Origin of the sequence: uncultured Brevundimonas sp., from assembly GCF_963975535.1 — a bacterium.
Lineage (GTDB): Bacteria > Pseudomonadota > Alphaproteobacteria > Caulobacterales > Caulobacteraceae > Brevundimonas.
Window position 1 is genome coordinate 277,006 of record NZ_CAXBHE010000002.1, and the last position, 21,885, is coordinate 298,890.

General features: G+C 70.0%; 22 protein-coding genes. 17 read left to right on the plus strand and 5 right to left on the minus strand.

Annotated elements, in window-relative coordinates; genetic code table 11:
• Positions 1-5: 5 nt before the first annotated feature.
• Positions 6-395, plus strand: a complete 390-nt coding sequence (locus tag AACZ75_RS03655; protein ID WP_339871302.1) for a hypothetical protein — start codon at positions 6-8, stop codon at positions 393-395.
• A gap of 79 nt (positions 396-474) precedes the next feature.
• The gene (locus tag AACZ75_RS03660; RefSeq protein WP_339871303.1) at positions 475-1,323 is read left to right on the plus strand and encodes a neutral zinc metallopeptidase; all 849 of its coding nucleotides are present in this window, start codon (positions 475-477) and stop codon (positions 1,321-1,323) included.
• Here the strand turns inward: AACZ75_RS03660 and AACZ75_RS03665 are convergent.
• Entirely contained in the window at positions 1,320-2,141 is an 822-nt protein-coding gene (locus AACZ75_RS03665) for an LD-carboxypeptidase (protein WP_339871304.1), read from the minus strand. The two genes, AACZ75_RS03660 and AACZ75_RS03665, sit on opposite strands and share 4 nt — an antisense overlap.
• A gap of 81 nt (positions 2,142-2,222) precedes the next feature.
• Here AACZ75_RS03665 and AACZ75_RS03670 point away from each other — a divergent pair, with 81 nt between their 5' ends.
• Positions 2,223-3,626: a Mur ligase family protein gene (locus tag AACZ75_RS03670; RefSeq protein WP_339871306.1), complete on the plus strand. Its 1,404-nt coding sequence runs from the start codon at positions 2,223-2,225 to the stop codon at positions 3,624-3,626.
• 4 nt (positions 3,627-3,630) lie between these two features.
• Positions 3,631-5,652: a TonB-dependent receptor gene (locus tag AACZ75_RS03675; protein ID WP_339871307.1), complete on the plus strand. Its 2,022-nt coding sequence runs from the start codon at positions 3,631-3,633 to the stop codon at positions 5,650-5,652.
• Between the two features lie 10 nt (positions 5,653-5,662).
• Here the strand turns inward: AACZ75_RS03675 and AACZ75_RS03680 are convergent, their stop codons facing one another.
• On the minus strand, positions 5,663-6,865 hold the full coding sequence (locus tag AACZ75_RS03680) for an FAD-dependent oxidoreductase (protein WP_339871309.1): 1,203 nt from the start codon (positions 6,863-6,865) through the stop codon (positions 5,663-5,665).
• A 269-nt stretch (positions 6,866-7,134) separates the two neighbouring features.
• On the opposite strand from AACZ75_RS03680, the gene AACZ75_RS03685 reads away from it, so the two are divergent.
• Genes AACZ75_RS03685 through AACZ75_RS03745 form a run of 13 tightly spaced genes read left to right on the plus strand, consistent with a single transcriptional unit; the run spans position 7,135 to position 19,249 of the window.
• Entirely contained in the window at positions 7,135-7,455 is a 321-nt protein-coding gene (locus tag AACZ75_RS03685; protein ID WP_339871310.1) for a YerC/YecD family TrpR-related protein, read from the plus strand.
• 10 nt (positions 7,456-7,465) lie between these two features.
• On the plus strand, positions 7,466-8,347 hold the full coding sequence (gene hisG / locus AACZ75_RS03690; RefSeq protein WP_339871311.1) for an ATP phosphoribosyltransferase: 882 nt from the start codon (positions 7,466-7,468) through the stop codon (positions 8,345-8,347).
• Positions 8,347-9,654 (plus strand): histidinol dehydrogenase, encoded by a 1,308-nt coding sequence (hisD, locus tag AACZ75_RS03695; RefSeq protein WP_339871312.1) that lies wholly within the window; start codon positions 8,347-8,349, stop codon positions 9,652-9,654. The genes hisG and hisD overlap by 1 nt, the downstream gene beginning before the upstream one ends.
• Positions 9,651-11,087: an imidazoleglycerol-phosphate dehydratase HisB gene (gene hisB, locus AACZ75_RS03700; RefSeq protein WP_339871313.1), complete on the plus strand. Its 1,437-nt coding sequence runs from the start codon at positions 9,651-9,653 to the stop codon at positions 11,085-11,087. The genes hisD and hisB overlap by 4 nt, the downstream gene beginning before the upstream one ends.
• The gene (gene hisH / locus AACZ75_RS03705) at positions 11,084-11,686 is read left to right on the plus strand and encodes an imidazole glycerol phosphate synthase subunit HisH (RefSeq protein ID WP_339871314.1); all 603 of its coding nucleotides are present in this window, start codon (positions 11,084-11,086) and stop codon (positions 11,684-11,686) included. The genes hisB and hisH overlap by 4 nt, the downstream gene beginning before the upstream one ends.
• Complete coding sequence (locus AACZ75_RS03710) at positions 11,683-12,414, plus strand: 1-(5-phosphoribosyl)-5-[(5-phosphoribosylamino)methylideneamino] imidazole-4-carboxamide isomerase (protein ID WP_339871315.1); 732 nt, start codon at positions 11,683-11,685, stop codon at positions 12,412-12,414. The genes hisH and AACZ75_RS03710 overlap by 4 nt, the downstream gene beginning before the upstream one ends.
• Positions 12,411-13,178, plus strand: a complete 768-nt coding sequence (gene hisF / locus AACZ75_RS03715) for an imidazole glycerol phosphate synthase subunit HisF (RefSeq protein ID WP_339871316.1) — start codon at positions 12,411-12,413, stop codon at positions 13,176-13,178. Before AACZ75_RS03710 ends, hisF begins: the two co-directional genes overlap by 4 nt.
• A complete protein-coding gene (gene hisIE, locus AACZ75_RS03720) occupies positions 13,175-13,795 on the plus strand; it encodes a bifunctional phosphoribosyl-AMP cyclohydrolase/phosphoribosyl-ATP diphosphatase HisIE (RefSeq protein ID WP_339871317.1) in 621 nt (206 codons plus the stop codon). Before hisF ends, hisIE begins: the two co-directional genes overlap by 4 nt.
• Before the next feature lie 35 nt (positions 13,796-13,830).
• On the plus strand, positions 13,831-15,297 hold the full coding sequence (gene zwf / locus AACZ75_RS03725) for a glucose-6-phosphate dehydrogenase (protein WP_339871318.1): 1,467 nt from the start codon (positions 13,831-13,833) through the stop codon (positions 15,295-15,297).
• 36 nt (positions 15,298-15,333) lie between these two features.
• The gene (gene pgl / locus AACZ75_RS03730) at positions 15,334-16,044 is read left to right on the plus strand and encodes a 6-phosphogluconolactonase (RefSeq protein ID WP_339871319.1); all 711 of its coding nucleotides are present in this window, start codon (positions 15,334-15,336) and stop codon (positions 16,042-16,044) included.
• Positions 16,044-17,942, plus strand: coding sequence for a phosphogluconate dehydratase (gene edd / locus AACZ75_RS03735; protein ID WP_339871320.1), 1,899 nt, complete (start codon positions 16,044-16,046; stop codon positions 17,940-17,942). Before pgl ends, edd begins: the two co-directional genes overlap by 1 nt.
• Complete coding sequence (gene glk, locus AACZ75_RS03740) at positions 17,939-18,937, plus strand: glucokinase (protein WP_339871321.1); 999 nt, start codon at positions 17,939-17,941, stop codon at positions 18,935-18,937. The genes edd and glk overlap by 4 nt, the downstream gene beginning before the upstream one ends.
• 54 nt (positions 18,938-18,991) lie before the next feature.
• Positions 18,992-19,249, plus strand: a complete 258-nt coding sequence (locus AACZ75_RS03745) for a hypothetical protein (RefSeq protein WP_339871322.1) — start codon at positions 18,992-18,994, stop codon at positions 19,247-19,249.
• 102 nt (positions 19,250-19,351) lie between these two features.
• On the opposite strand, the gene AACZ75_RS03750 is transcribed toward AACZ75_RS03745, so the two are convergent.
• Genes AACZ75_RS03750 through hmgA form a run of 3 tightly spaced genes read right to left on the minus strand, consistent with a single transcriptional unit; the run spans position 19,352 to position 21,862 of the window.
• Positions 19,352-20,155: a DUF1295 domain-containing protein gene (locus AACZ75_RS03750; RefSeq protein WP_339871323.1), complete on the minus strand. Its 804-nt coding sequence runs from the start codon at positions 20,153-20,155 to the stop codon at positions 19,352-19,354.
• A gap of 40 nt (positions 20,156-20,195) precedes the next feature.
• A complete protein-coding gene (locus AACZ75_RS03755) occupies positions 20,196-20,567 on the minus strand; it encodes a hypothetical protein (protein WP_339871324.1) in 372 nt (123 codons plus the stop codon).
• On the minus strand, positions 20,564-21,862 hold the full coding sequence (gene hmgA, locus AACZ75_RS03760) for a homogentisate 1,2-dioxygenase (RefSeq protein WP_339871325.1): 1,299 nt from the start codon (positions 21,860-21,862) through the stop codon (positions 20,564-20,566). Before hmgA ends, AACZ75_RS03755 begins: the two co-directional genes overlap by 4 nt.
• Positions 21,863-21,885: the final 23 nt, after the last annotated feature.

Genomic DNA, 21,885 nt, shown 5'->3' on the forward strand with positions numbered 1-21,885 from the left:
CCTTCATGACCAAGGCCCTCGCCCTCGCCACCGTCGCCGCCGTGATCTGCGCCGCCCCCGTCGCGGCGCAGGTCGGGCCACAGCCACCACCCGGCCAGCCTTATTCGCGAGCATGGCCTGATGCCGCCGACCAGGCGCGCGACCAGGCAGACCGGCACCGTTACGAGATGGAGCGGCTGCGGCTCGAGGCCGACCAGCGCGAGGCCTTCGCCCGGCAACAGGCCCTTGAGGCCCGGCTGCGGGTGATGGAGCTTCAGGCCGCGCGACAACCGGTGCCGCCGGCCGCCTATGCTCCCTATCCGACCGTCACGCCTGAACACGCCCGGGCCCGGCGCGACGCTGTGGTCAGCGGGACGACCCAGATCGACGACTGGCTGGATCGCGGACCGCGCTAAACGCCGTCGCGTGCATCCCTTTGGCCTTCTGCCGCGTTCCGGCCTAGCTTGCAGGTGAACGGGGCAGGAGAGCGGACAGATGCGTTGGCAGGGTGGACGTCGCGGCGGCGGCATTGAGGATCGTCGTGGCATGGGCGGCGGGGCCATGGCCGGCGGCGGTATCGGCGTGATGGTGCTGGCCGCAATCGGCTATTTCGTGTTCGGCATCGACCCCTCGACCACCACCCAGCTGGCCAGCCAGTTCGGCGGCGCGGGCGTCCAGGAAGCCGGCCGCACCGGTACCCCCGAGGACCAGGCCGGTCAGTTCGTCGACGTGGTCGGAGCCAATATCAACGATGTCTGGACCGCCAACCTGCAGGGCTACCAGGCCCCGCGCGTCGTGCTCTACGAACAGGGCACCGGGACCGGCTGTGGTTATGGCCAGTCCGCCATGGGGCCGTTCTACTGCCCGTCCGACAAGACCATCTATCTGGACCTCGGCTTCTGGCGCGACATGGAGACCCAGCTCGGGGCCTCCGGTGCCGACTTCGCCCGCGCCTATGTCATCGCCCATGAGTTCGGCCATCACGTCCAGACCCTGACCGGGGCCTCGCAACAGGTGCAGGCCGCCCAGCAGCGCGCCCGCGGCCAGGCCGAGGCCAACCGCTATTCCGTGGCCCTGGAGCTTCAGGCCGACTGCTACGCCGGGGTCTGGGCCGCCAACGCCGCGGCCGTCTCCAACGGTGCGGTCGCGCTCGAATCCGGCGATCTGGAAGAGGGCATGAAGACCGCCAACGCCATCGGCGACGACGCCCTGCAGCAGCGCGGCGGCGGCCGCGTCAGCCCCGAGGGCTTCACCCACGGCAGCTCGGCCCAACGCGTCGAATGGCTGCGTCGCGGCTACCAGTCCGGTGACCCCGCCGTCTGCGACACCTTCTCGGGCGTCTAGCGCGGCCCGAAGGGCACGATCTTGTTCTCGCGATCGTGGCCGATGTCGGCCGCGCCCAGATAAGGGATTCCCGACCGCTGGCACCAGTAGCGGGCGATCTCCTCGGCCGTCATGCCGAAGTCGGGGTCATTCTCGACGATGGCCGAGACCCGTCCCATGCGGATCCCCGCCACGCGTCGGATCGACGGCTGGGCGGTCAGGTGGAACATCATCCGGTCGATCCGGTACAGGGGCTCGGACACATCCTCCAGCATCAGCACATGGCCGCTCAGGTCCGGCTCCAGATAGGTGCCGACCAGGGCATCGAGGATGCTCAGATTGAAAGCCACGGCCGGTCGCGGATCCACCGCCAGTGACGGCTCCAGCGAGGCCGGGTCACCGCTGACCAGCCAGTTGACGGCCCGCCAGGCAGTCGGGTCCCGTCGCACCGAATCCGAGGCCATTGGCCCGTGGGCCACATGCGGAAAGCCGGCCTTGTAGAGGCCGGCCAGCAGGCTGCCGGCGTCGGAATAGCCGAGATAGCGTTTCTTGCGCGCCACCCCGGTCAGACGCGGCAGCACCGCCTCGGCGATCCGGCACGCGCCGTACCCGCCACGCGCGAACCACACCGCGTCCAGCCGCGGGTCATTGGCGAACTCGACGAAGGCGCTGGCCCGGCTGGCGTCATCGCCGCCGAAATGACCGTGCTTGCCGAAGCTGGCCGGGTGGAAGACCACGGAAACCGAGCCGTCCGGAATATGGGTCGCGAACCAGGCCTGGACCGCCTCGGCCCGGGCCGGATCCAGCCGCGAACTGGCGTTGACGATGCCGATCTTCATACTGGGCCGCTGGCCTCACGCTGGGCCCGTGCTAGTCAGGCCGTTCCAGCCTTCGCGGTTTCGCCCTCCAGATCAAGCCAGATGACCACAAACGCTTCCTATTTCTTCTGCGGCATCGGCGGATCCGGCATGCTGCCCCTGGCCATGATCGTGCAGAGCCGGGGTGGTCGCATCGACGGCTCGGACCGCTCGCGCGACCAGGGCCGGTCGCCCGAAAAATTCGCGTGGCTGGCTGCGCACGGCGTCACCCTGCATCCGCAGGACGGCTCGGGCCTGACCGACCCCGGTCAAATCGTCGTCGCCACGGGCGCGGTCGAGGATACGGTCCCCGACATCGCTGCCGCCCGCCGCGTCGGGGCCCGGATCGTCACGCGCCCCGAACTGCTGTCACAGCTGTTCAACGCTGCCCCCGTCTCGGTGGGCGTCGCCGGGACCAGCGGCAAGTCGACCATCACCGGCATGATCGCCTGGATCCTTGACCGTGCCGGTCGCCAGCCCACGGTGATGAACGGGGCAGTGATGTCCAATTTCGTCGACGCCGATCATCCGTTCGCCAGCGCCCTGATCGGCGGCCCCGACCTGTTCGTGTCCGAGGTCGATGAGTCCGACGGCTCCATCGCCCGCTACGTCCCGACCGTGGCTGTGGTCTCCAACATCTCGCTCGACCACAAGTCGATGGCGGAGCTGCGCGACCTGTTCGGGGGTTTCGCCGGCCGGGCCCGCACCGCCGTGCTCAACCTCGACAATGACGAGACCGCTGCCCTCGCCGCAGGGTCCGATGGCGGCAGGGCCGTGACCTTCTCGATCGGCAATGAAGCCGCCGACCTGTCGGTCCACGATCTGCGACCGCTGCCCGCCGGGATGAAGTTCGACCTGGTGGAACGCTCCGGCGGCGACAGCATGCCGGTCACCCTGAACGTTCCCGGCGCCCACAATGTCGCCAACGCCCTGGCGGCGCTGGGGGCCGTGCGGGCCCTCGGCGTGCCGTTGGCCGAAGCCGTCGCAGCCCTTGAGACCTTTGCCGGGATCCGGCGCCGCATGGAGGTGGTCGGCCGCGCCGCCGGGATCACCATCCTCGACGACTTCGCCCATAACCCCGACAAGATCGCCGCCACCCTCGACGCCCTGCACGCCTTCCCCGGGCGTCTGCTGATCCTGTTCCAGCCGCATGGTTTCGGCCCGCTGAAACTGATGCAGCGGGAGTTCGTCCAGGTCTTCGCCGACCGCATGCAGGCCGACGACGTCCTGCTGATGCCCGAGCCGGTTTACTACGGCGGCACCACCGACCGCAGCGTCGGCAGCGAGGACATCGCCGCCGGGATCCGCGCCGCCGGAGCCAATGCCGAGGCCCTGCCGACCCGGGACGCCTGCGGCGACCGGCTTGTGGCGCTGGCTCGGCCGGGCGACCGCATCATCGTCATGGGGGCCCGCGACGACACCCTGTCGACCTTCGCGGCCGGTCTTCTGACGCGACTGCGAGCGTGAATCGGTGTTGATCCAGCTTCCCCCCGCCCCGCTGCCCGAGATCATCGTCACCGCCGCCCGCCTGCCACCGGCGGCCGGCGAGGCGGCCTTCTCGGTTGTGCGGCTGGACGACGAGACGCTCGGCCGCGCCCTGCGGCTCGACGAGGCCCTGGCCACGGTCCCGGCGGTCTCCCTCTTTCGGCGCACCTCCAGCCTGTCGGCCAGTCCGACGACCCAAGGCATTTCGCTGCGCGCCATCGCCCCGTCCGGGGCCGGGCGCACCCTGGTCACGCTTGACGGCGTGCCGCTGAACGACCCGTTCGGCGGCTGGGTCATCTGGTCGCGGGTCGCACCGGAGAGCCTGTCGGGCCTCGACGTCGTGCGCGGGGCCGGGGCGGGTCCGTATGGAGCCGGGGCCCTGACGGGCGTCATCGGCCTGCGCGAACGCGACGGTGCCGGCGGCGTGCTGGACGCCGGCCTGTCGAGCCGGGGCGGTCGCCGCCTCGCCGGATCGACGACGGTTTACCTCGGCCCGGTCCGTCTGGTCGCCTCGGGCCTGTATGACACCAGCGACGGCTATGTGCCGGTCCGGGGCGATCAGGCCGGAGCCGCCGACACGCCGCTGGATCTCGACGCCCGCAGCGCCGCCCTGCGGGCCGATGTACCGCTGGGGCAGGCCGCTCTCTCGCTGCGCGCCTCGACCTGGGAAGAGGATCGCGGGTCCGGCCTGGCCGGGGCGCGGGCCAATGCCTCCGGCTCCAGCCTCAGCGCCACCCTCGCCCGGCAGCCCGCCGCCGACCGGCCCGGCTGGCGACTGCAGGCGTGGCAGACCCGCAGCGACCTGACCAACGGCTCGGTCGCCGTCGCCGCCGATCGCAGCGCGACCACGGCCGCCAATGACCAGTTCCACACCCCGGCGACGGGCCAGGGCCTCAATGCCGCCCTGCGCCGCAGCGCCGTGGCGATCGCCGGCGGGCGGCTGGAGTGGGAGCTGGGGCTGGATGCCCGCAGCGCCGAGGGTGAGACCAACGAACGGTCAGGCAATTTCGGATCCGGCTTCACCCGCAGTCGCCGCGCCGGAGGTGAGACCCGCGTGGCCGGGGCCTATGGCGAGGGGGCCTGGCGCGGCGGTGACTGGCTGCTGGCCGGGGGGCTCAGGCTCGATCACTGGACCAGCGAGAACGGGCACCGTCTGGAACGCAGCCTGACCACCGGCCTGACCACCCTCGACGAGACCGACCCCGACCGCTCGGGCACCGTGACCAGCGCCCGCGTGGCCGCCCGCCGCGACCTGGGCCGGGACCTTGCCGTCCGGGCGGCGGCCTATTCCAGCTTCCGGCCGGCGACGCTGAACGAACTCTATCGTCCGTTCCGCGTCGGCAATGACCTGACCGAGGCCAATGCCGCCCTGGTCCCCGAACGACTGACCGGCATTGAGGCGGGTCTGTCGCACACGACCGGGGACGGCGGCTGGACCGTCACCCTGTTCCGCAATGTGATCGAGGACGCCGTCGTCAATGTCACCATCGGGGCCGGGCCGGGCAGCTTCCCGCGCGCCGGGTTTGTGCCGTCCGGCGGAGTCCTGCGTCAACGGCAAAACGCGGCAACCGTGACTGCGACCGGGCTGGAGCTGACCGGCGACCGGCGGCTGTCGAACCGGCTGCGTCTGCGGGCAGCCCTGTCGGTCACCGATGCCCGTCTCGACGGCGGAAGTCAGGCTCCGCAACTGACCGGCCTGCGCCCGGCCCAGGCCGCGATCTGGAGTGCGACCGCCGGGCTGGACTGGCAGGCCTCGTCGCGGCTGACCCTGGCGGGCACCGTCCAGTTTGAAAGCCGTCGCTTCGACGACGACCTCAACAGCCGCACCCTGGCTCCGGCGACGACGCTGGGCCTGCGCGCCGGCTGGGTCCTGGCCCCGGGAACCACCCTGTGGCTGGCCGCCGACAACCTGTTCGATGCCGATGTCGAGGTGTCACAGACGGCGACCGGCGTCACCGGTCTGGGCCCGCCGCGCAGCCTGGGCCTGGGCCTGCGGCTGACCCGGTAGGCCGGACCGGCTAGGCCGCCACAGCCTTCATCGACACCGCCGGATCGGCCAGCTTGGCCGCATCGACCGGCGTGGCCCGGCCGATCAACTGACGGCCGCCCATGAACTCGGCCGGGGCGTTGACCGCCTCGACACAGACGATCCGGTCGCCGTTCAGATGGAACACCGCGAACCGCCCCTCGGCCAGATCGCCACGCACCCGCTGCCGATCGGCATCGTTCGGCAGGCCCGCGATCTGCAGCTTGGCCTCATACTGATCCGACCAGAACCACGGCACCTCGGGCGCAGGGGCCGGGCGACCGGTCAACGCCGCCGCCGCCTGTTTGGCCTGCTCGAGGGCGTTGGGCACACTTTCCAGTCGCTGCATCCGGCCGCCATGGACCGGCAGGGGGCGACAGGTCATGTCGCCGAGGGCATAGATCGACGGATCCGAGGTTCGCGCCGACTCATCGACCACCACCCCGTTGTCACAGTCCAGGCCCGCCGCACGCGCCAGCCCGTCGCAGGCCAGTCCACCGACCCCGACCAGCACGACATCGGCCGCCACCTGCGAACCGTCGGCCAGCCGTACGCCGCCGTCCTCGAAGGCCGTGACCTCGACCCCGGTGCGGATGTCGACGCCCTGGGCCCGGTGCAGGTCGGTGAAAAAGGTCGACAGGGTCTCGGACGCCACCCGGGCCAGCACCCGGTCCATCCGCTCCAGCACCACGACCTCGGCCCCCAGGGCCCGGGCCGAGGCCGCCGCCTCCAGCCCGACATAGCCGCCGCCGACGACCGCCAGTCGCGCGCCCGGCCGCAGGGCGGCCTTCAGCCGCTCCGCATCCTCAAGCGTTCGCAATTCCAGCAGGTCGGGCCGATCCGCCCCGGGGATGGCCAGCTTCCGCGCGGTCGAGCCGGTCGCCAGGATCAGGGTATCATAGGTCTCCACCGTCCCGTCCGCGAACCGCACGCTCTTGCCCGCCGCGTCAATCGCCGCGGCGGTCACGCCGGTCCTCAGATCGATGTTCTGCTCGGCGTAGAAGCTTTCCGGCCGCAACAGCAGCGCCTCAAGATCCGCCTCGCCCTTCAGCCAGGCCTTGGACAGGGGCGGTCGCTGATACGGGGCCGCCGCTTCCGCGCCCGCCAGCACGATCGGGCCCTCATGACCGTACTGGCGCAGCAGGGCCGCCGCCGTGCCGCCCGCGTGTCCGGCACCGATGATCAGAATCTTCAATTCATTCCTCGAGTCTCGCCCTCTGGCCCGGGCTGGCCGCCGACAGTGGCAGGGTTTTGCGATTCCGGGGTGCCAACCCGGCCAGCGTATCCACTGACCATTCCCGCTTTGCGCCATTATAGGGCCGGTGGAACCCATGCTGGAAGTTCGCGCGAATAATTTCACAACCCCGCTGCTTCAAAGCCCTTCAGGTCCGGCGCCCACAAATCTCTGACGTCTGATTTGCGCCCCCTTGACTGTGCCAGCGTTACAGCATAGTGGAACAAGCCATGAGCGACACCCCCTCACCCAAGGCCCCGCGCAAGGCCGCCGACGACCGCAACGCCCTCTACGATGCCCTGCTGTCGCTGCGGTCGCGCGCGGAGGTCGACGCCTTCCTGGCCGACCTGTGCACCCCGGCGGAACTGCGGGCCTTTGCCGAGCGCTGGGCCGTGGCCCGTCTGCTGGACGGGGGTGACAAGTCCTATCGCGAGATCGCCGCCGAGGCCGAGGCCAGCCCGACCACCGTCGTGCGGGTGGCCCGGTCCCTGAAAGACATGCCGCACCAGGGCTATCGCCTGGTGCTGGATCGCCTGAAAACGAAAGCCTGAGTCTCCGATCATGAGTACCGTCCAGGGGCGACTTCGCATCGCCGTGCAGAAATCCGGCCGCCTGGCCGACCGCAGTCTCGATCTCGTCCGCGACGCGGGTCTGCGCGTGATCAAGGGCAACAATGACCTGCTGTATCGGGTCGAGAACTACCCCATCGACCTGCTGCGGGTGCGCGACGACGACATCCCGACCTTCGTCGCCGACGGCGTCTGCGATCTGGGCATCGTCGGCGAGAACGTGCTGGAGGAAGCCCGCAACGGCGGCCCCACCGCCGAGGTGATCATGCCGCTGGGTTTCGGGCGCTGCACGCTGAAACTGGCCGTGCCGCCGGGGCTGGACTACGCCGGCCCGGCCTCGCTGGAGGGGCTGCGCATCGCCACCTCCTATCCGCGGATCCTGCAACGCTATCTCGACGCACAGAAGGTCAAGGCCGACATCGTGGTCATGCGCGGCGCGGTCGAGGTCGCCCCCCGGCTGAAGCTGGCGGCGGCCATCTGCGACCTGGTTTCGACCGGAGCGACGCTGGAGGCCAACGGCCTGATGGCGCGCGAGACGGTGCTGGAAAGCGAGGCGGTGCTGATCCGCGCGCCCCAGCCGCCTGAACCCGGCCTGCAGCACCTGCTGGACAGTATCATCGAGCGGATGAGCGGCGTCGTGTCCTCGCAGGGGGCCAAATATGTGATGCTGAATGCGCCGCGCTCGGCGCTGGACGCCATCACCGCCATCCTGCCGGGCGCCGGGTCGCCGACCGTCATGCCGCTGTCGGGCCGTGACGACGCCGTCGCCGTCCACGCCGTCTGTCAGGAGGCCGTGTTCTGGGAGACGCTGGAGAAGCTGAAGGCCGCCGGGGCCTCGGCCATCCTGGTCCTGCCGATCGAGAAGATGATGTGATGCGACAGATCGACTGGTCTTCCCTCGACACCGATGGTCGCCGCGCCGCCCTGGCCCGGCCGCAACGCCGCACCGAGACGCGCGTCGCCGACGGCGTGCGCGCCATCTTCGACGACGTGCAGGCCCGCGGCGGGGCGGCCGTCACCGACTGGAGCCTGAAACTGGACGGGGCGGCCCCGCGCCGCATCGCCATCACCCGCGACAGCGTGGCCGCCGCCCGCGACCGGCTGTCGCCCGCCGACACCCGCGCCATCACCATGGCGGCCGCCAATATCCGCGTCTTTCACCAGCTGACGGTGCCGGTCGATTCGGCGATCATCGAGACCACGCCGGGCGTGCGCTCGCAGTTGGTGTGGCGGCCGATCGCCTCGGCCGGTCTTTACGTGCCCGGCGGGTCGGCCCCGTTGTTCTCGTCCCTGCTGATGCTGGCCATTCCGGCCACCGCAGCCGGGGTCGCGCGCCGCGTGGCCGTGACCCCGCCGACCAGGGACGGGGACGCCCATCCGGCCATGATCCTGGCCGCCGCCGAGGGCGGGCTGGACGACCTGTGGCTGATCGGCGGGGCCCAGGCCATCGCCGCCCTGACCTTCGGCGTCACCCTCGACGACGGCGAGATCGCGCCCTGTGACAAGCTGTTCGGCCCCGGCAATGCCTGGGTGGCCGAGGCCAAGCGCCAGGCCGCCGCCCGGCCCGGCGGCCCCGCCGTCGACATGCCGGCCGGTCCGTCCGAACTGCTGGTCATCGCCGACCTGGCCGCCGATCCGGTCATCGTCGCCGCTGATCTGCTGAGCCAGGCCGAACACGACGCCGACGCCCAGGTGCTGCTGGTCTCCGACAGCAAGGCCGCCATCGCCGCCATCCTCGAGGCGGTCGAGGCCCAGCTGCCGTCCCTGCCGCGCGCCGACATCGCCCGCGCCGCCCTGTCGGAAGCGCGCGCCATCAAGGTGCGTGACCTGGCCGAGGCCTGTGCCGTGTCCAACCTGTACGGCCCCGAACATCTGTCGCTGCAGACCGAAAGCCCCGAGGCTCTGGTGGCGCAAATTTCCGCCGCCGGAGCCGTGTTTGTCGGCAACTGCGCCGCCGAAACCCTGGGCGACTATGCCGCCGGACCCAGCCATGTCCTGCCGACCGACGGCGGGGCCCGGACCCTGGGCGGCATCACCACGGGCAGCTTCATGACCACCATGTCGGTGCAGCGCGTCACCGTCGCCGGGGCCGCGGCCCTGGCCCCGGTCGCGGCCCGGCTGGCGCGGCTGGAGGGTCTGGAGGCCCACGCCCGGGCCGCCGACCTGAGGTGCGCGTCATGATCAACCTGCCCGCCCCGTTCGCGCCGCTGGTTGCCGACGGCAACGGTCTGGACCGCTATCCGGCCGAGCCGGCCGTGCTGGCCGCCCGGATGGCGCAGATCTATGCCGTGCCGGTGAATCAGGTGCTGCCCGTGCGCGGCCTGTCGCACGGGCTGGAGCTGGTGTGGCGGCTGGCGGCCCGCGAGGGTCTGACCGTCACCGCGCCGGAGGCCCAGCCCTATGCCGGACTGGCCGCCATCTACGCCCGATCCGGTGAGGACCGTGAGACCGGAGCCGTCGTCATCCGCGCCCTCGGCGCGCCCGAGGCGGTGGCCGAGATGGCCGGACGCGTCGCCCCGGCCCTGCTGGTGGTCGATGAGGGTCTGATCGAATTCTCGGACGCCCCCTCGGCAAGCGCGGTCATCGCCGACCACGCGAATCTGGTCGTGCTGCGCAGCCTGTCGCTGGCCTATGGCCTGGCCGGGGCGCGGATCGGCGCGGCCCTCGGCCAGCCGGCCACACTGACCCGGCTGGCGGCGATGCTGGAACCGTATGCCCTGCCCGAGCCCTCGATTCGGCTGGCGCTGCAGGCACTGGATCCGTCGCGCATGGTCGAGACCGGCCAACGGATTGCCACCGTGCGTGCCGAGCGCAAGCGCATCGCCGCCGCCCTCGGCCGGGTGATGACGATCGAGGCGGGGGTCGGGCCGGTGGTTATGGCCCGTCCGGTCGACGTCACCGCCACCCTCTCCGCCCTGGAGAAGTTCGGCGTCGCTGTCGACGTGGCCGGCGATCGCCTGCGGCTGCCGCTGTCGATCCGGCCCGAGGACAATGACCGGCTGCTGACCGCCCTGGGCGTCGGTCCGGCTCCGGTCCGGGCGGCCCGCACGGGTCAGGCCGTGCGCGATACGAAAGAGACCCGCATCGTCTGTACGGTCGATCTCGACACCCCCGGCCCGGTCGCCATCTCGACCGGCGTCGGCTTTTTCGATCACATGCTGGAGCAGGTCGCGGCGCACGGCGGCTTCTCGATCCGGCTGGCGTGCGAGGGTGACCTGCACACCGACCCGCACCACACCATTGAGGACAGCGCCATCGCCCTGGGTCAGGCGCTGAAACAGGCCCTGGGCGAGCGGCGTGGCATCGCCCGCTACGGCTTCGTCCTGCCGATGGACGAGGCCAATGCCGCGGTGTCGATCGACCTGTCGGGCCGGCCCTATCCGGTGTTCGAGGGCACCTTCCGCACCCCGTTCATCGGCGACTACCGCACCGACCTGACCGCCCATGTGTTCCGCTCTCTGGCCGAGGCCATGGGCGCGGCCATCCATGTCACGGTCACCGGCGACGACGACCACCACAAGACCGAGGCCGTCTACAAGGCGTTCGGCCGGGCCCTGCGCCAGGCCATCCGCGTCGAGGGCGATGTCATCCCCTCGACCAAGGGGGTGTTGTGAGCACGGTCACCGTCGTCGGCTACGGGGCCGGCAATACCGCCTCGGTGCAGTTCGCGCTGGAGCGGCTGGGCGCCTCGGTGGTGATCACCGATGATGCGGACCGGATCGCCGCCGCCGAGCGGCTGATCCTGCCCGGCGTCGGGGCGGCCGCCTATGCGATGCAGCGGCTGGACGAGCTTGGACTCGTCGCGCCGATCCGCGCGTTCCGTCGCCCCCTGCTGGGCGTCTGTCTGGGACAGCAACTGCTGTTCGAGCGCAGCGACGAGGGCGGCGGGGTCGACCTGCTCGGTCTGATCCCCGGCACGGTGCGCAAGCTGGAGGGCGGCCCCGACCGGCCCGTGCCGCACATGGGCTGGACCCGGCTGGAGGGTGTGCAGACAGACCCCTTGCTGACCGGGGTCCGCGAGGGCGACTATGCCTATTTCGTGCACGGTTTCGTCTGCCCCGCCGGCGACGCCACCCTGGCCACCGCCACCTACGGCACCGTCGTCCCCGCCGTGGTCCGCAAGGCCAACCGCTGGGGCTGTCAGTTTCATCCGGAACGCTCGGCCGCCACCGGCGCGCGCATTCTGCAGAATTTCCTGGGTCTGCCGCTATGATTGTCTATCCCGCCATCGACCTGAAAGCCGGCGTCTGCGTGCGGCTGATGCACGGCCGTTTCGACCAGGTCACCCGCTACGACGAAAATCCCGCCGTCCGGCTGGCCGGCTTCGCCCTGTCGGGCGCAACCTGGGCCCATATCGTCGATCTCGACGGGGCCGAGGCCGGGCGCGCCATGCAGCATGGCCTGATCCGCGAGCTGGCGGGCAGCGTCGACATCCGCATCCAGTCGGGCGGCGGGGTCCGCTCTGACGATGATATCCGCGCCCTGCTGGCGGCCGGGGTCGACCGCGTCGTGGTCGGCTCGCTGGCGATCACCCGGCCCGAGGCGGTGGCCGGCTGGCTGGAACAGTTCGGGGCCGAGCGCCTCACCCTGGCCCTCGACGTCAAGGCGGACGGCGAGCGTTGGGTGCCGGCCCTCAAGGGCTGGACCGAGGCCGCCGCAATCGACCTCTGGGCCGCGCTGGATCGCTATCCGCCCGGCACCCTGAGCCACGTCCTGATCACCGACGTCGGCCGTGACGGGGCCCTGACCGGGCCCAATCTCGAGCTTCTGGCCGAGGTTCGGGCCCGGCGTCCCGACCTGCGGATCCAGGCCTCGGGCGGCGTCGGCACCCTCACCGACCTGGCTGCGGCCAAAGCCATAGGCTGTGACGGGATCATCGTCGGCCGGGCGCTCTACGAAGCGCGGTTCACCGTCGCCGAAGCCCTGGCGAGCGTGGCGTGACCGCCCGCCGCATCATCCCCTGTCTCGACGTCAGGGACGGCCGGGTGGTCAAGGGGGTGCGCTTCGAGAACCATGTCGACATGGGTGACGCCGGCGAGCTGGCAGCGCGCTATCGCGATGAAGGGGCCGACGAACTGGTCTTCTACGACATCACCGCCTCGCCCGAGGGCCGGACGCTGGACTATGGCTGGGTGCGCGACATCGCCCGGCTGCTGGACATTCCGTTCTGTGTCGCCGGCGGCATCCGCACGGTCGACCAGGCGGCGCGCTGTCTCGACAACGGGGCCGACAAGGTCTCGATCAACTCGCCGGCGCTGGAACGGCCGGACCTGATCGGCGAGCTGGCCGCGCGTCTGGGCAGCCAGTGTGTCGTCATCGGCGTCGACAGCCGACTCGAGGACGGCGACTGGGTCGTGCACAAATACACCGGCGATCCCGACGCGCGTCGCGCCGCCGGGCGACGGACGATGGACTGGATCGTCGAAGTCCAAACGCTCGGGGCCGGCGAGATCGTGCTGAACTGCATCGATCAGGACGGCATCCGCTCAGGCTATGACATCGACCAGCTGAAGGCGGCGCGCGAGCGGCTGACCATCCCGCTGATCGCCTCGGGCGGGGCCGGGTCAGCGCAGCATTTCCTCGACGTGTTCCGCGATGCCGATGTGTCCGGGGCCCTGGCGGCCAGCGTGTTCCACACCGGGGCCCTGACCATTCCCCACCTGAAGGCCTTCCTTTCGGATTCCGGCCAGGAGGTGCGCCTGTGACCCTCGATCCCGACACCCTGGATTTCGCCAAGGGCGACGGCCTGATCCCGGTCGTGGTGCAGGACGCCGGCACCCTGCAGGTGCTGACCCTGGCCTATATGGACCGCGCCGCCCTCGACGAGACGATCGCGTCCGGCGAGGCCACCTTCTTTTCGCGCTCGCGGGGCGGGCGCTGGCGCAAGGGCGAGACCTCGGGTGACCGGCTGTCCGTCGTCGCGATCACGCCGGACTGCGATGCAGATGCGCTGGTCCTCAAGGTCCGGCCGGTCGGCAACGCCTGTCACCTCAACCGCATCAGCTGTTTCGGGGCCGAGGATGCGCCGGGTCTGGGCCGGATCGCCCGGCTGGAGCAGACCATCGCCGAGCGGGCCGCCGCCGACCCGGCCACCAGCTGGACCGCCCGCCTGCTGGCCGAAGGACCCAAACGGGTCGCCCAGAAGGTCGGCGAGGAAGGAGTCGAGACGGCCTTGGCCGGCGCGGCCGGACCCGATCAAGAGGTGTGTTCAGAAGCGGCCGACCTGCTCTATCATCTGCTGGTCCTGCTTCGGGCGCGTAACTTGGTGTTTCAGGACGTCCTCGACGTGTTGGCGCAGAGGGCCGCAGCAGCCAAACACTGACCCAGAAGCGAATCTGACGGGAAGCGACACACGCGATGGCGGCACTGGTTCTCTTCGGCGGCGGCGGCGACCTGGCCATGCGGATGCTGCTGCCCTCGCTGTATTTCCTCGAGCGGGACAGCCTGTTGCCCGACGGACTGAAGATCATCGCGGCCGCCCGCAGCGAGGAGACGGTGCCGGAATTTGTCGCCCGCACCCGTGAGGCGGTCGAGACCCGGGCCCGGGCGGACGGCGGCTGGGATCCGGCCAGCTGGGATCGCCTGGCCGCCCGGCTCGACTATCTGGCGGTCGACGCGACCGACGCCGACAGCCTCCAGGCGGTGAAGGACCGGCTCGACGGCGACGACGACCTGACCGCCTTTCTCGCCGTCTCCCCCTCGTTGTTCGGCCATATCGTCGACGCCATGGCCGCCGCCGGACTGGCCGGTCCGCGCTCACGCATCGTCATCGAAAAGCCGGTCGGTCGCGACCTCGACTCCTTCCTCGAGATCGACGAGGCCGTACGCCGCGCCTTCCCCGAGGAGCGCGTCTTCCGCATCGACCACTATCTCGGCAAGGAAACAGTCCAGAACCTGATCGCCCTGCGCTTCGGCAACACCATCTTCGAACCGCTGTGGAACAACCTGACCATCGATCACGTCCAGATCACCATCGGCGAATCCTTCGGAGTCGGGGATCGCTGGCCCTATTACGACGAGTACGGCGCGCTGCGGGACATGGTGCAGAACCACATGCTGCAGCTTCTCTGTCTGGTCGCCATGGAGCCGCCGTCCGACCTCGACCCGGATTCGGTGCGCAACGAGAAGGTCAAGGTGCTGCGCTCGCTGCGCCCGATCACGCCCGAGGCGGCCGAAAAGGTCACGGTACGCGGCCAGTATATCGCCGGCACCGTCGAAGGGGCCCCGGCCGCCAGCTACAGCGAGGAGCGCGGCCAGCCCTCGGACACCGAGACCTTCGTCGCCATCCGCGCCAATATCGACAACTGGCGCTGGGCGGGGGTGCCCTTCTTCATGCGCACGGGCAAACGCCTGAAGGAGAAGCGCACCGAGATCGTCATCCAGTTCAAGGCCGTGCCCCATTCGATTTTCGGCCGCGACGACAACAGCGGGGACATCAGCGACAACCGGCTGGTGATCGAACTCCAGCCGGACGAGGACATCTCCCTGACGGTGATGAACAAGCGTCCCGGCCTTGACCTGCGGATGCAACTCCAGCCGATCCGTATGTCCCTGTCGTGGGGTATGAACGGCAAGGGCGAGGCCGCGCCGCGCCGCCGCATCGCCTATGAACGGCTGTTGCTCGACGCAATGGCCGGAGACTCCACCCTGTTCGTACGCCGTGACGAGGCGGAAAAGGCGTGGGAATGGGTCGACGACGTGTCCCGCGCCTGGGCGGAGTCCGCCGTGCGGCTGGAACCCTATGCCGCCGGCACCTGGGGGCCGGTCTCGGCCCGCAAGCTGCTGACCGACACCGATCGGGCCTGGAACAAGAACGATGTCTGACGACCGCCTGCCCTCTGCCAGATCTGGACGACGCCTGTGATCCCGACCATCGAGACCTTCGCGGATGCCAAGTCCTGGGCCAGGGCCTGCGCCACCCGGCTGACCGACGGGCTCTCGGCCTCGGTCAAGGCGCGGGGTCGGGCCGTGTTCGCCGGGGCCGGGGGATCGACACCCAGGCCGATCTACCGGGCCATGTCCGAGGCCGCCCTGGACTGGTCCAGGATCGCCGTCACCCTGGTCGACGAGCGCTACGTGCCCGAGTCCTCACCCGACTCGAATGCGCGTCTGCTGAAGCGCACCCTGCTGACCGGCCCGGCCGCGGCGGCCCGGTTCGTACCCCTGTTTCACCCGTCGATCACCGTCGACCGCTCGGCCCTGATCGCCGCCCGGGCCCTGGGAGCCGAGATCGGGGGTATCGATGTGGTGCTGCTGGGCATGGGCGAGGACGGGCACATCTGTTCGATGTTCCCCGGCAGCCCGACCCTGGAAAGCCTGCTCAGCCCGCATCTTCAGCCGACCGTTCTGGGCGTGCCTGCCGGTCGTGACGGGGCGGCCCCGTCGATGGAACGCCTGTCGATCAACCTGCCTTATCTGGTCAGGGCCGAACGGGTCATCCTGGCCCTGACCGGCGACGCCAAGCGGACGGTATTCGCGAGCGAGGCCGCCGGTGACCCGGTCACCCGGCCGATCGCTGCCCTGATTGAAGCCGGGGTCCCGCTTCAGGTCCTGTGGACGGAGACTGCCTGATGGCCGCTGCCAAACCCAAGATTCATCCGGTCGTCGCCGGGGTCACCGCCCGCATCGTCGACCGCAGCCGCGCCACCCGCGCCGACTATCTGCGTCGCATGGACGCCGCCGGCAGCGCCGAAGTGGGCCGGGCCAAGCTCAGCTGCGCCAACTGGGCCCACGCCTTCGCCGGTGCCCCGATCAAGGACAAGCTGACCGCGATGTCGGGGACCCAGCCCAACCTCGGGGTGGTGACCGCCTACAATGACATGCTCTCGGCCCACCAGCCGTTCGAACGCTTCCCGGAGGTGATCCGCGACGCGGTGCGCGAGGTCGGTGCCACCGCCCAGGTCGCCGGGGGGACGCCCGCCATGTGCGACGGCGTCACCCAGGGCCGGCCCGGCATGGAGCTGTCGCTGTTCAGTCGCGACGTGATCGCGATGTCGACCGGCATCGGCCTGACCCATGACGCCTTCGACGCGGTGATGTGCCTGGGCGTGTGTGACAAGATCGTGCCCGGCCTGTTCATGGGGGCCCTGGCCTTCGGCCACCTGCCGGTGATCTTCGCCCCCGCCGGGCCGATGCCCTCGGGCATCCCAAACGCCGAGAAGGCCCTGGTCCGCGCCGAATACGCCCAGGGCAAGGTCGATCGCGCGACCCTGCTGGAAACCGAGATCGCGTCCTATCATTCACCCGGGACCTGCACCTTCTACGGCACCGCCAACTCCAACCAGATGATGATGGAGGTGATGGGGCTGCACCTGCCCTCGACCGCCTTCGTCCATCCCGAAACCGGGCTGCGCGACGCCCTGACGGCGGCGGCGGCCCAGCGGGCGGTCGAATTGGCCCGCACCGGCAAGGGCCGGATGGCCGACGTCATCAACGAGAAGGCCATCGTCAACGGTATCGTCGCCCTGCTGGCCACCGGCGGCTCGACCAACCACGCCATCCATCTGGTGGCCATGGCCCGGGCGGCCGGGGTCATCATCGACTGGACGGACATGGACCAGCTGTCCTCGGTCACCCCGCTGCTGACGCGGATCTATCCGAACGGCACCGCGGACGTGAACGCCTTCCAGGCTGCCGGTGGCGTCGCCTTCGTCGTCCGTGAGCTGGCCCGTTCCGGTCATATCCATTCCGACGTGACCACCGTGATGGGCAAGGGCATCGCCGCCTATTTCCAGGAGCCCCTGCTGATCGACGGCAAGCTGGTCTGGCGCGACGGCCTGACCGAGAGCCTCGACACCACCATCCTGCGCCCCGCCTCGGACCCGTTCGACCACGAGGGCGGACTGCGCCTGCTCCAGGGCAATCTGGGCCGGGCCGTGATCAAGGTCTCGGCGGTCAAGCCCGAGCACCGCATCGTCGAGGCTCCCGCCCGGGTGTTCGACAGCCAGGAAGGGTTCCTGGCCGCCTTCAAGGCCGGCGAGCTGGACCATGACGGCATCGCCGTGGTGCGCTTCCAGGGACCGCGGGCCAACGGCATGCCCGAACTGCACAGTCTGTCGCCGGGCCTGGGTGTGCTCCAGGATCGCGGTTTCAGGGTCGCCCTGGTCACCGACGGCCGCATGTCGGGCGCTTCGGGCAAGACCCCGGCCGCGATCCACGTCACCCCGGAAGCCCTCGACGGCGGACCGCTGGCCTATGTCCGCGACGGTGACGTGATCCGCGTCGATGCCGAGACCGGCGAACTGCATATCCGCATCGAAATGCATGAGCTGATGGCGCGCAAACGGGCCCGGCCGACCGAGTCCCAGGACTGGGGCTATGGCCGCGAGCTGTTCGGAGCTTTCCGCGCCGGGGTCAGCCCGGCCGAACAAGGAGCCTCGGTCTGTTTCAGCGGTCTGCACGGGGGCGGCAAGCCCGAAATCCGGGACGTCTCCGACCCCAACTGGGTCAATGCCGCAGTCGACGCATGACCGCCCCCACCCTGCTGGTCGGTGACGTCGGCGGCACCAATGCCCGCTTCGCCACGGTCCACCTGGTCGACGGCACGCCCGTGCTGGACCGGATCGAGAGCTTTCCGGCCAAACGCTTTCCGACCCTCCTCGCCGGGGTGGCCGCCTTCATCGACGGCTGCAAGGACCGGCCGTCGGGCGGTGTCATCGCCGTGGCGGGGCCCGTCACCGACGGTCAGATCGACCTGACCAATTCCCCATGGCGGGTCTCGGAACCGGAACTCGCCACCCTTGGCCTCGACCCGGTCCGGCTGATCAATGATTTCGAGGCCCAGGCCTGGGGCGCGTCGATCATGCCGCCGGATCAGCTGGCGTCACTGGGCGGCCCCAGGGCGGGCGCGGCGAACGCCACCCTGGCGGTGATCGGTCCCGGCACCGGCTTCGGCGTTTCGGCCCTGATCCACGACGGCGACGGCCGGCAGATCGCCATGCCCAGCGAGGGCGGCCATGTCAGTTTTGCTCCCAACGATCCGGTCGAGGATGCGGTGCTGCGCATTCTGCGTCGGCGCTATGGCCGGGTGTCGATCGAGCGCCTGCTCTCCGGCCCCGGCCTGCTCAACCTGCATCAGGCCCTGGCCGAGATCGACGGTCGCGAAAGCGGGATCGAGGATCCGGCGGCCATCACCCGGGCGGCGCTCGCCGACCCCCGGAGCGCCTGCGGCGCGACCCTCGCCCGCTTCTGCGCCCTTCTGGGCGGCGTGGCCGGCGACATCGCGCTGACCACCGGGGCACGCGGCGGCGTCTATATCGCCGGGGGCATCGCCCCGCGCATCCTGGACTTCCTGAAAGCCAGTCCGTTCCGCGAACGGTTCGAGCGCAAGGGTCGGTTCCAGGACTATATGGCCGCCATACCGACCCATGTGATCCTGCACAAACACGCCGCCCTGCTGGGCGCGGGCCGGGTGGCCTTCGAGGATTTCCGTCAGGGCCCGCGAATTTTTATCACGGAGGCGTGAACCGAATTCGGAAGGCCGCGTTATCGGGGTTCCACTCAGGAAGGAAGCCCTACCATGCGTAAACTGATCATCGCCGCCGCCGCCACCTTTGCCTTTGCCGGACTCGCCGCCTGTGGTGAAAGCGCCGCCGACAAGCAGGCCGAGGCCCAGGCCGACGCCCTGGAAGCCCAGGCCGCCGCGACCTCGAATGAAGCCGAGGAAACCGCCCTCAACGCCGAGGCCGACCGCATCGAACAGCAGGCCGGCAACGCCGACGGTGGCATGACCACCGAAAACACGCCGAACACCTCGCCGTCGATCCCGGCCCAGTAAACCGGCCAGGCCGGGGCCTCATGACCCCCGGCTACCTTCAGAACGGTCAGCCCCCGTCGCAACCGCGGCGGGGGTTTTCCGTGCGGGCCCGGGCTCTGGTCGTCAGGCCTTTCTGGGCGGCCAGGGAATGAAGGCGCTGGTGCGCGCGACATAGTCGGCATAGCCCGGCCGGGATTTCGAGATCGCCTTCTCGGTGATGCCGATGCCCGACCAGCGGGTCAGGGTGAAGGTCAGGAACAGCGGTCCGGCGATCGACCACAGGCCCACCGCCCCGCTCTCGGCGGCAATCAGCCACAGGCCCCACCAGACACAGGCGTCGCCGAAATAGTTGGGGTGACGGGTATAGCGCCACAGACCGGTGTCCAGCACCGTGCCCCGGGTCGCCGGATCCCTGCGGAAGGCGGACAGCTGGGCGTCGCCGACCGTCTCGATCACCAGTCCGGCCACAGCCAGAAGCGCGCCGATCACGGCAATCGCCCCGAGCGAAGGCGTCGCCGCCACCTGACCCAGCTGCACCGGCAGCGACGTCAGCCAGGCCAGAACCGCCTGCGGCAGAAACACGATCACCAGGGCCGTCTTGCCGAAGCTCCAGCCCTTGTCGGCCCGATCCTTGAGAATGGCGACATAGCGGGCGTCGGCCCCGTTCGCGCGCCAGCGACGAAACAGATGCCAGGCCAGGCGCGCGGCCCATAGGGTCACGATCCCCAGCAACAGCCATTTGCGTCCCGGATCGCCCTCGGTCCGTGGCCAGGTGACAAGGGCCAGGAACAGCATGGCCAGCGGCCAGACGCCGTCGATGAAACTGACGTCCCGCACCTTCAGGGCCACCAGCCACAGGGCGACCATCACCCCGACGATCAGGGCCAGGTTCACGGACAGCAGGACGGCGATCTCGGTCAGGGTCATGGTTCAGAAACGAGTCCCGACGGGGCCTGGATGCACTGGATCAGTCGATGCAAAGGGTCGCCTCGGCCCGACCGTTCTCGACCGTGGTGAAACAACCGAAGCGGTCACTGCTGACCTGACACTGGCCGACGGCTGGCGCACCCTCACGTGGGGCCGGGGCCGCGCCCGCGATGCGGCAGTCACCGAGGCAGTCATCCCCGTCGGTACAGCGCCGGCCGGCATCGGCATATTTGATCACGCATTGCAGGCTCTGCATCCGGCCGACCGGACGCAGTTCGCCGCCGCGGGCGGCGCAGGCGGCGGCGGTCGGAGTCTGGTCGACCACCACCGGACCGTCGGGCATCGGGACCACCGGCGCGCAGGCGGTCAGCAGCAGGGCGGCGGCGGCCGCCATCATCAGGCGCAGGCTCATGTCACGTTTCCCTTGTCGAAACCGGTCCAGACCTCGTCGTAGTCCAGCTGCATCAGCGGCGTGGTCTGGGCCCAGCGAGTGGTGCGGATCGGCAGCCGGGTCTCGAACATGAAGGCCAGGGTGTCGGTGATCTTGACCGGCTTGAGGTCCGCCTTGATCGCCTTGTCATAGCTGGCCTGGTCGGGGCCGTGGCCGCTCATGCAGTTGTGCAGGCTGGCCCCGCCGGGGGCGAAGCCGCCCGCCTTGGCGTCGTACTCGCCCGACACCAGTCCCATGAATTCGCTCATCACATTGCGATGGAACCACGGCGGCCGGAAGGTATGCTCGGCCACCATCCAGCGCGGCGGGAAGATCACGAAATCACAATTGGCCGTGCCCGGCGTGTCACTGGGCGAGGTCAGGACGGTGAAGATCGAGGGATCCGGATGGTCATAGCTGACCGTACCGATCGCGTTGAACCGGGACGTGTCGTATTTGTACGGGACCAGATTGCCGTGCCAGCCGACCACGTCCAGCGGGCTGTGGTCGAAGGTCGTGGTCCACAGTCGTCCGGCGTATTTCTGCACGCATTCGGTCGGGCGGTCGACGTCCTCGAAGGCCGCGACCGGGGTCAGGAAGTCGCGCGGGTTGGCCAGGCCGTTGGACCCGATCGGCCCCAGGTCGGGCAGGCGGAAGGCCGCGCCGTAATTCTCGCAGACATAGCCGCGGATCGGCCCGTCACACTCGACGCGGAACCGCACGCCGCGCGGAATGACCACGATCTCGCCCGGCCGCGCCGCGATCCGTCCCATCTCGGTGGCGAAGGTCTGGTCCCCCGCCTGCACCACGATCAGCAGCTCACCGTCGGCGTCGTAGAAGACCCGGTCGACCATCGAGCGGTTGGCCGCATACAGATGGATACCGATGCCGTTCAACGCCTCGGCGTCACCGGTGCCGCCATAGGTGATCAGCCCCTCGACCCAGTCGGTCGGGGTGTCCGGCATCGGCAGGGCGTCCCAGCGCATGCGATTGGGATTGGGCTCGGCCTCGGTGAAGGGCCCCGAGCGCAGCCGCCCCTGCGGGAAGGGGCTGTAGGCCGGGTGCTGGGCCGAAGGCCGCAGCCGGTACAGCCAGCTGCGCCGGTTCTCGGCGCGCGGGGCCGTGAAGGCCGTTCCGGACAGCTGTTCGGCATAGAGCCCCATCGGAGCCTTCTGCGGCGAATTCTGCCCCTCGGGCAGGGCCCCGGCCACAGCCTCGGTGGCGAAATGATTGCCGAAGCCGGACTGGTAGTGGGGCGCATTGGCGCGAGTCGTCATGGTGCGGATCTCCCTGCCGATGG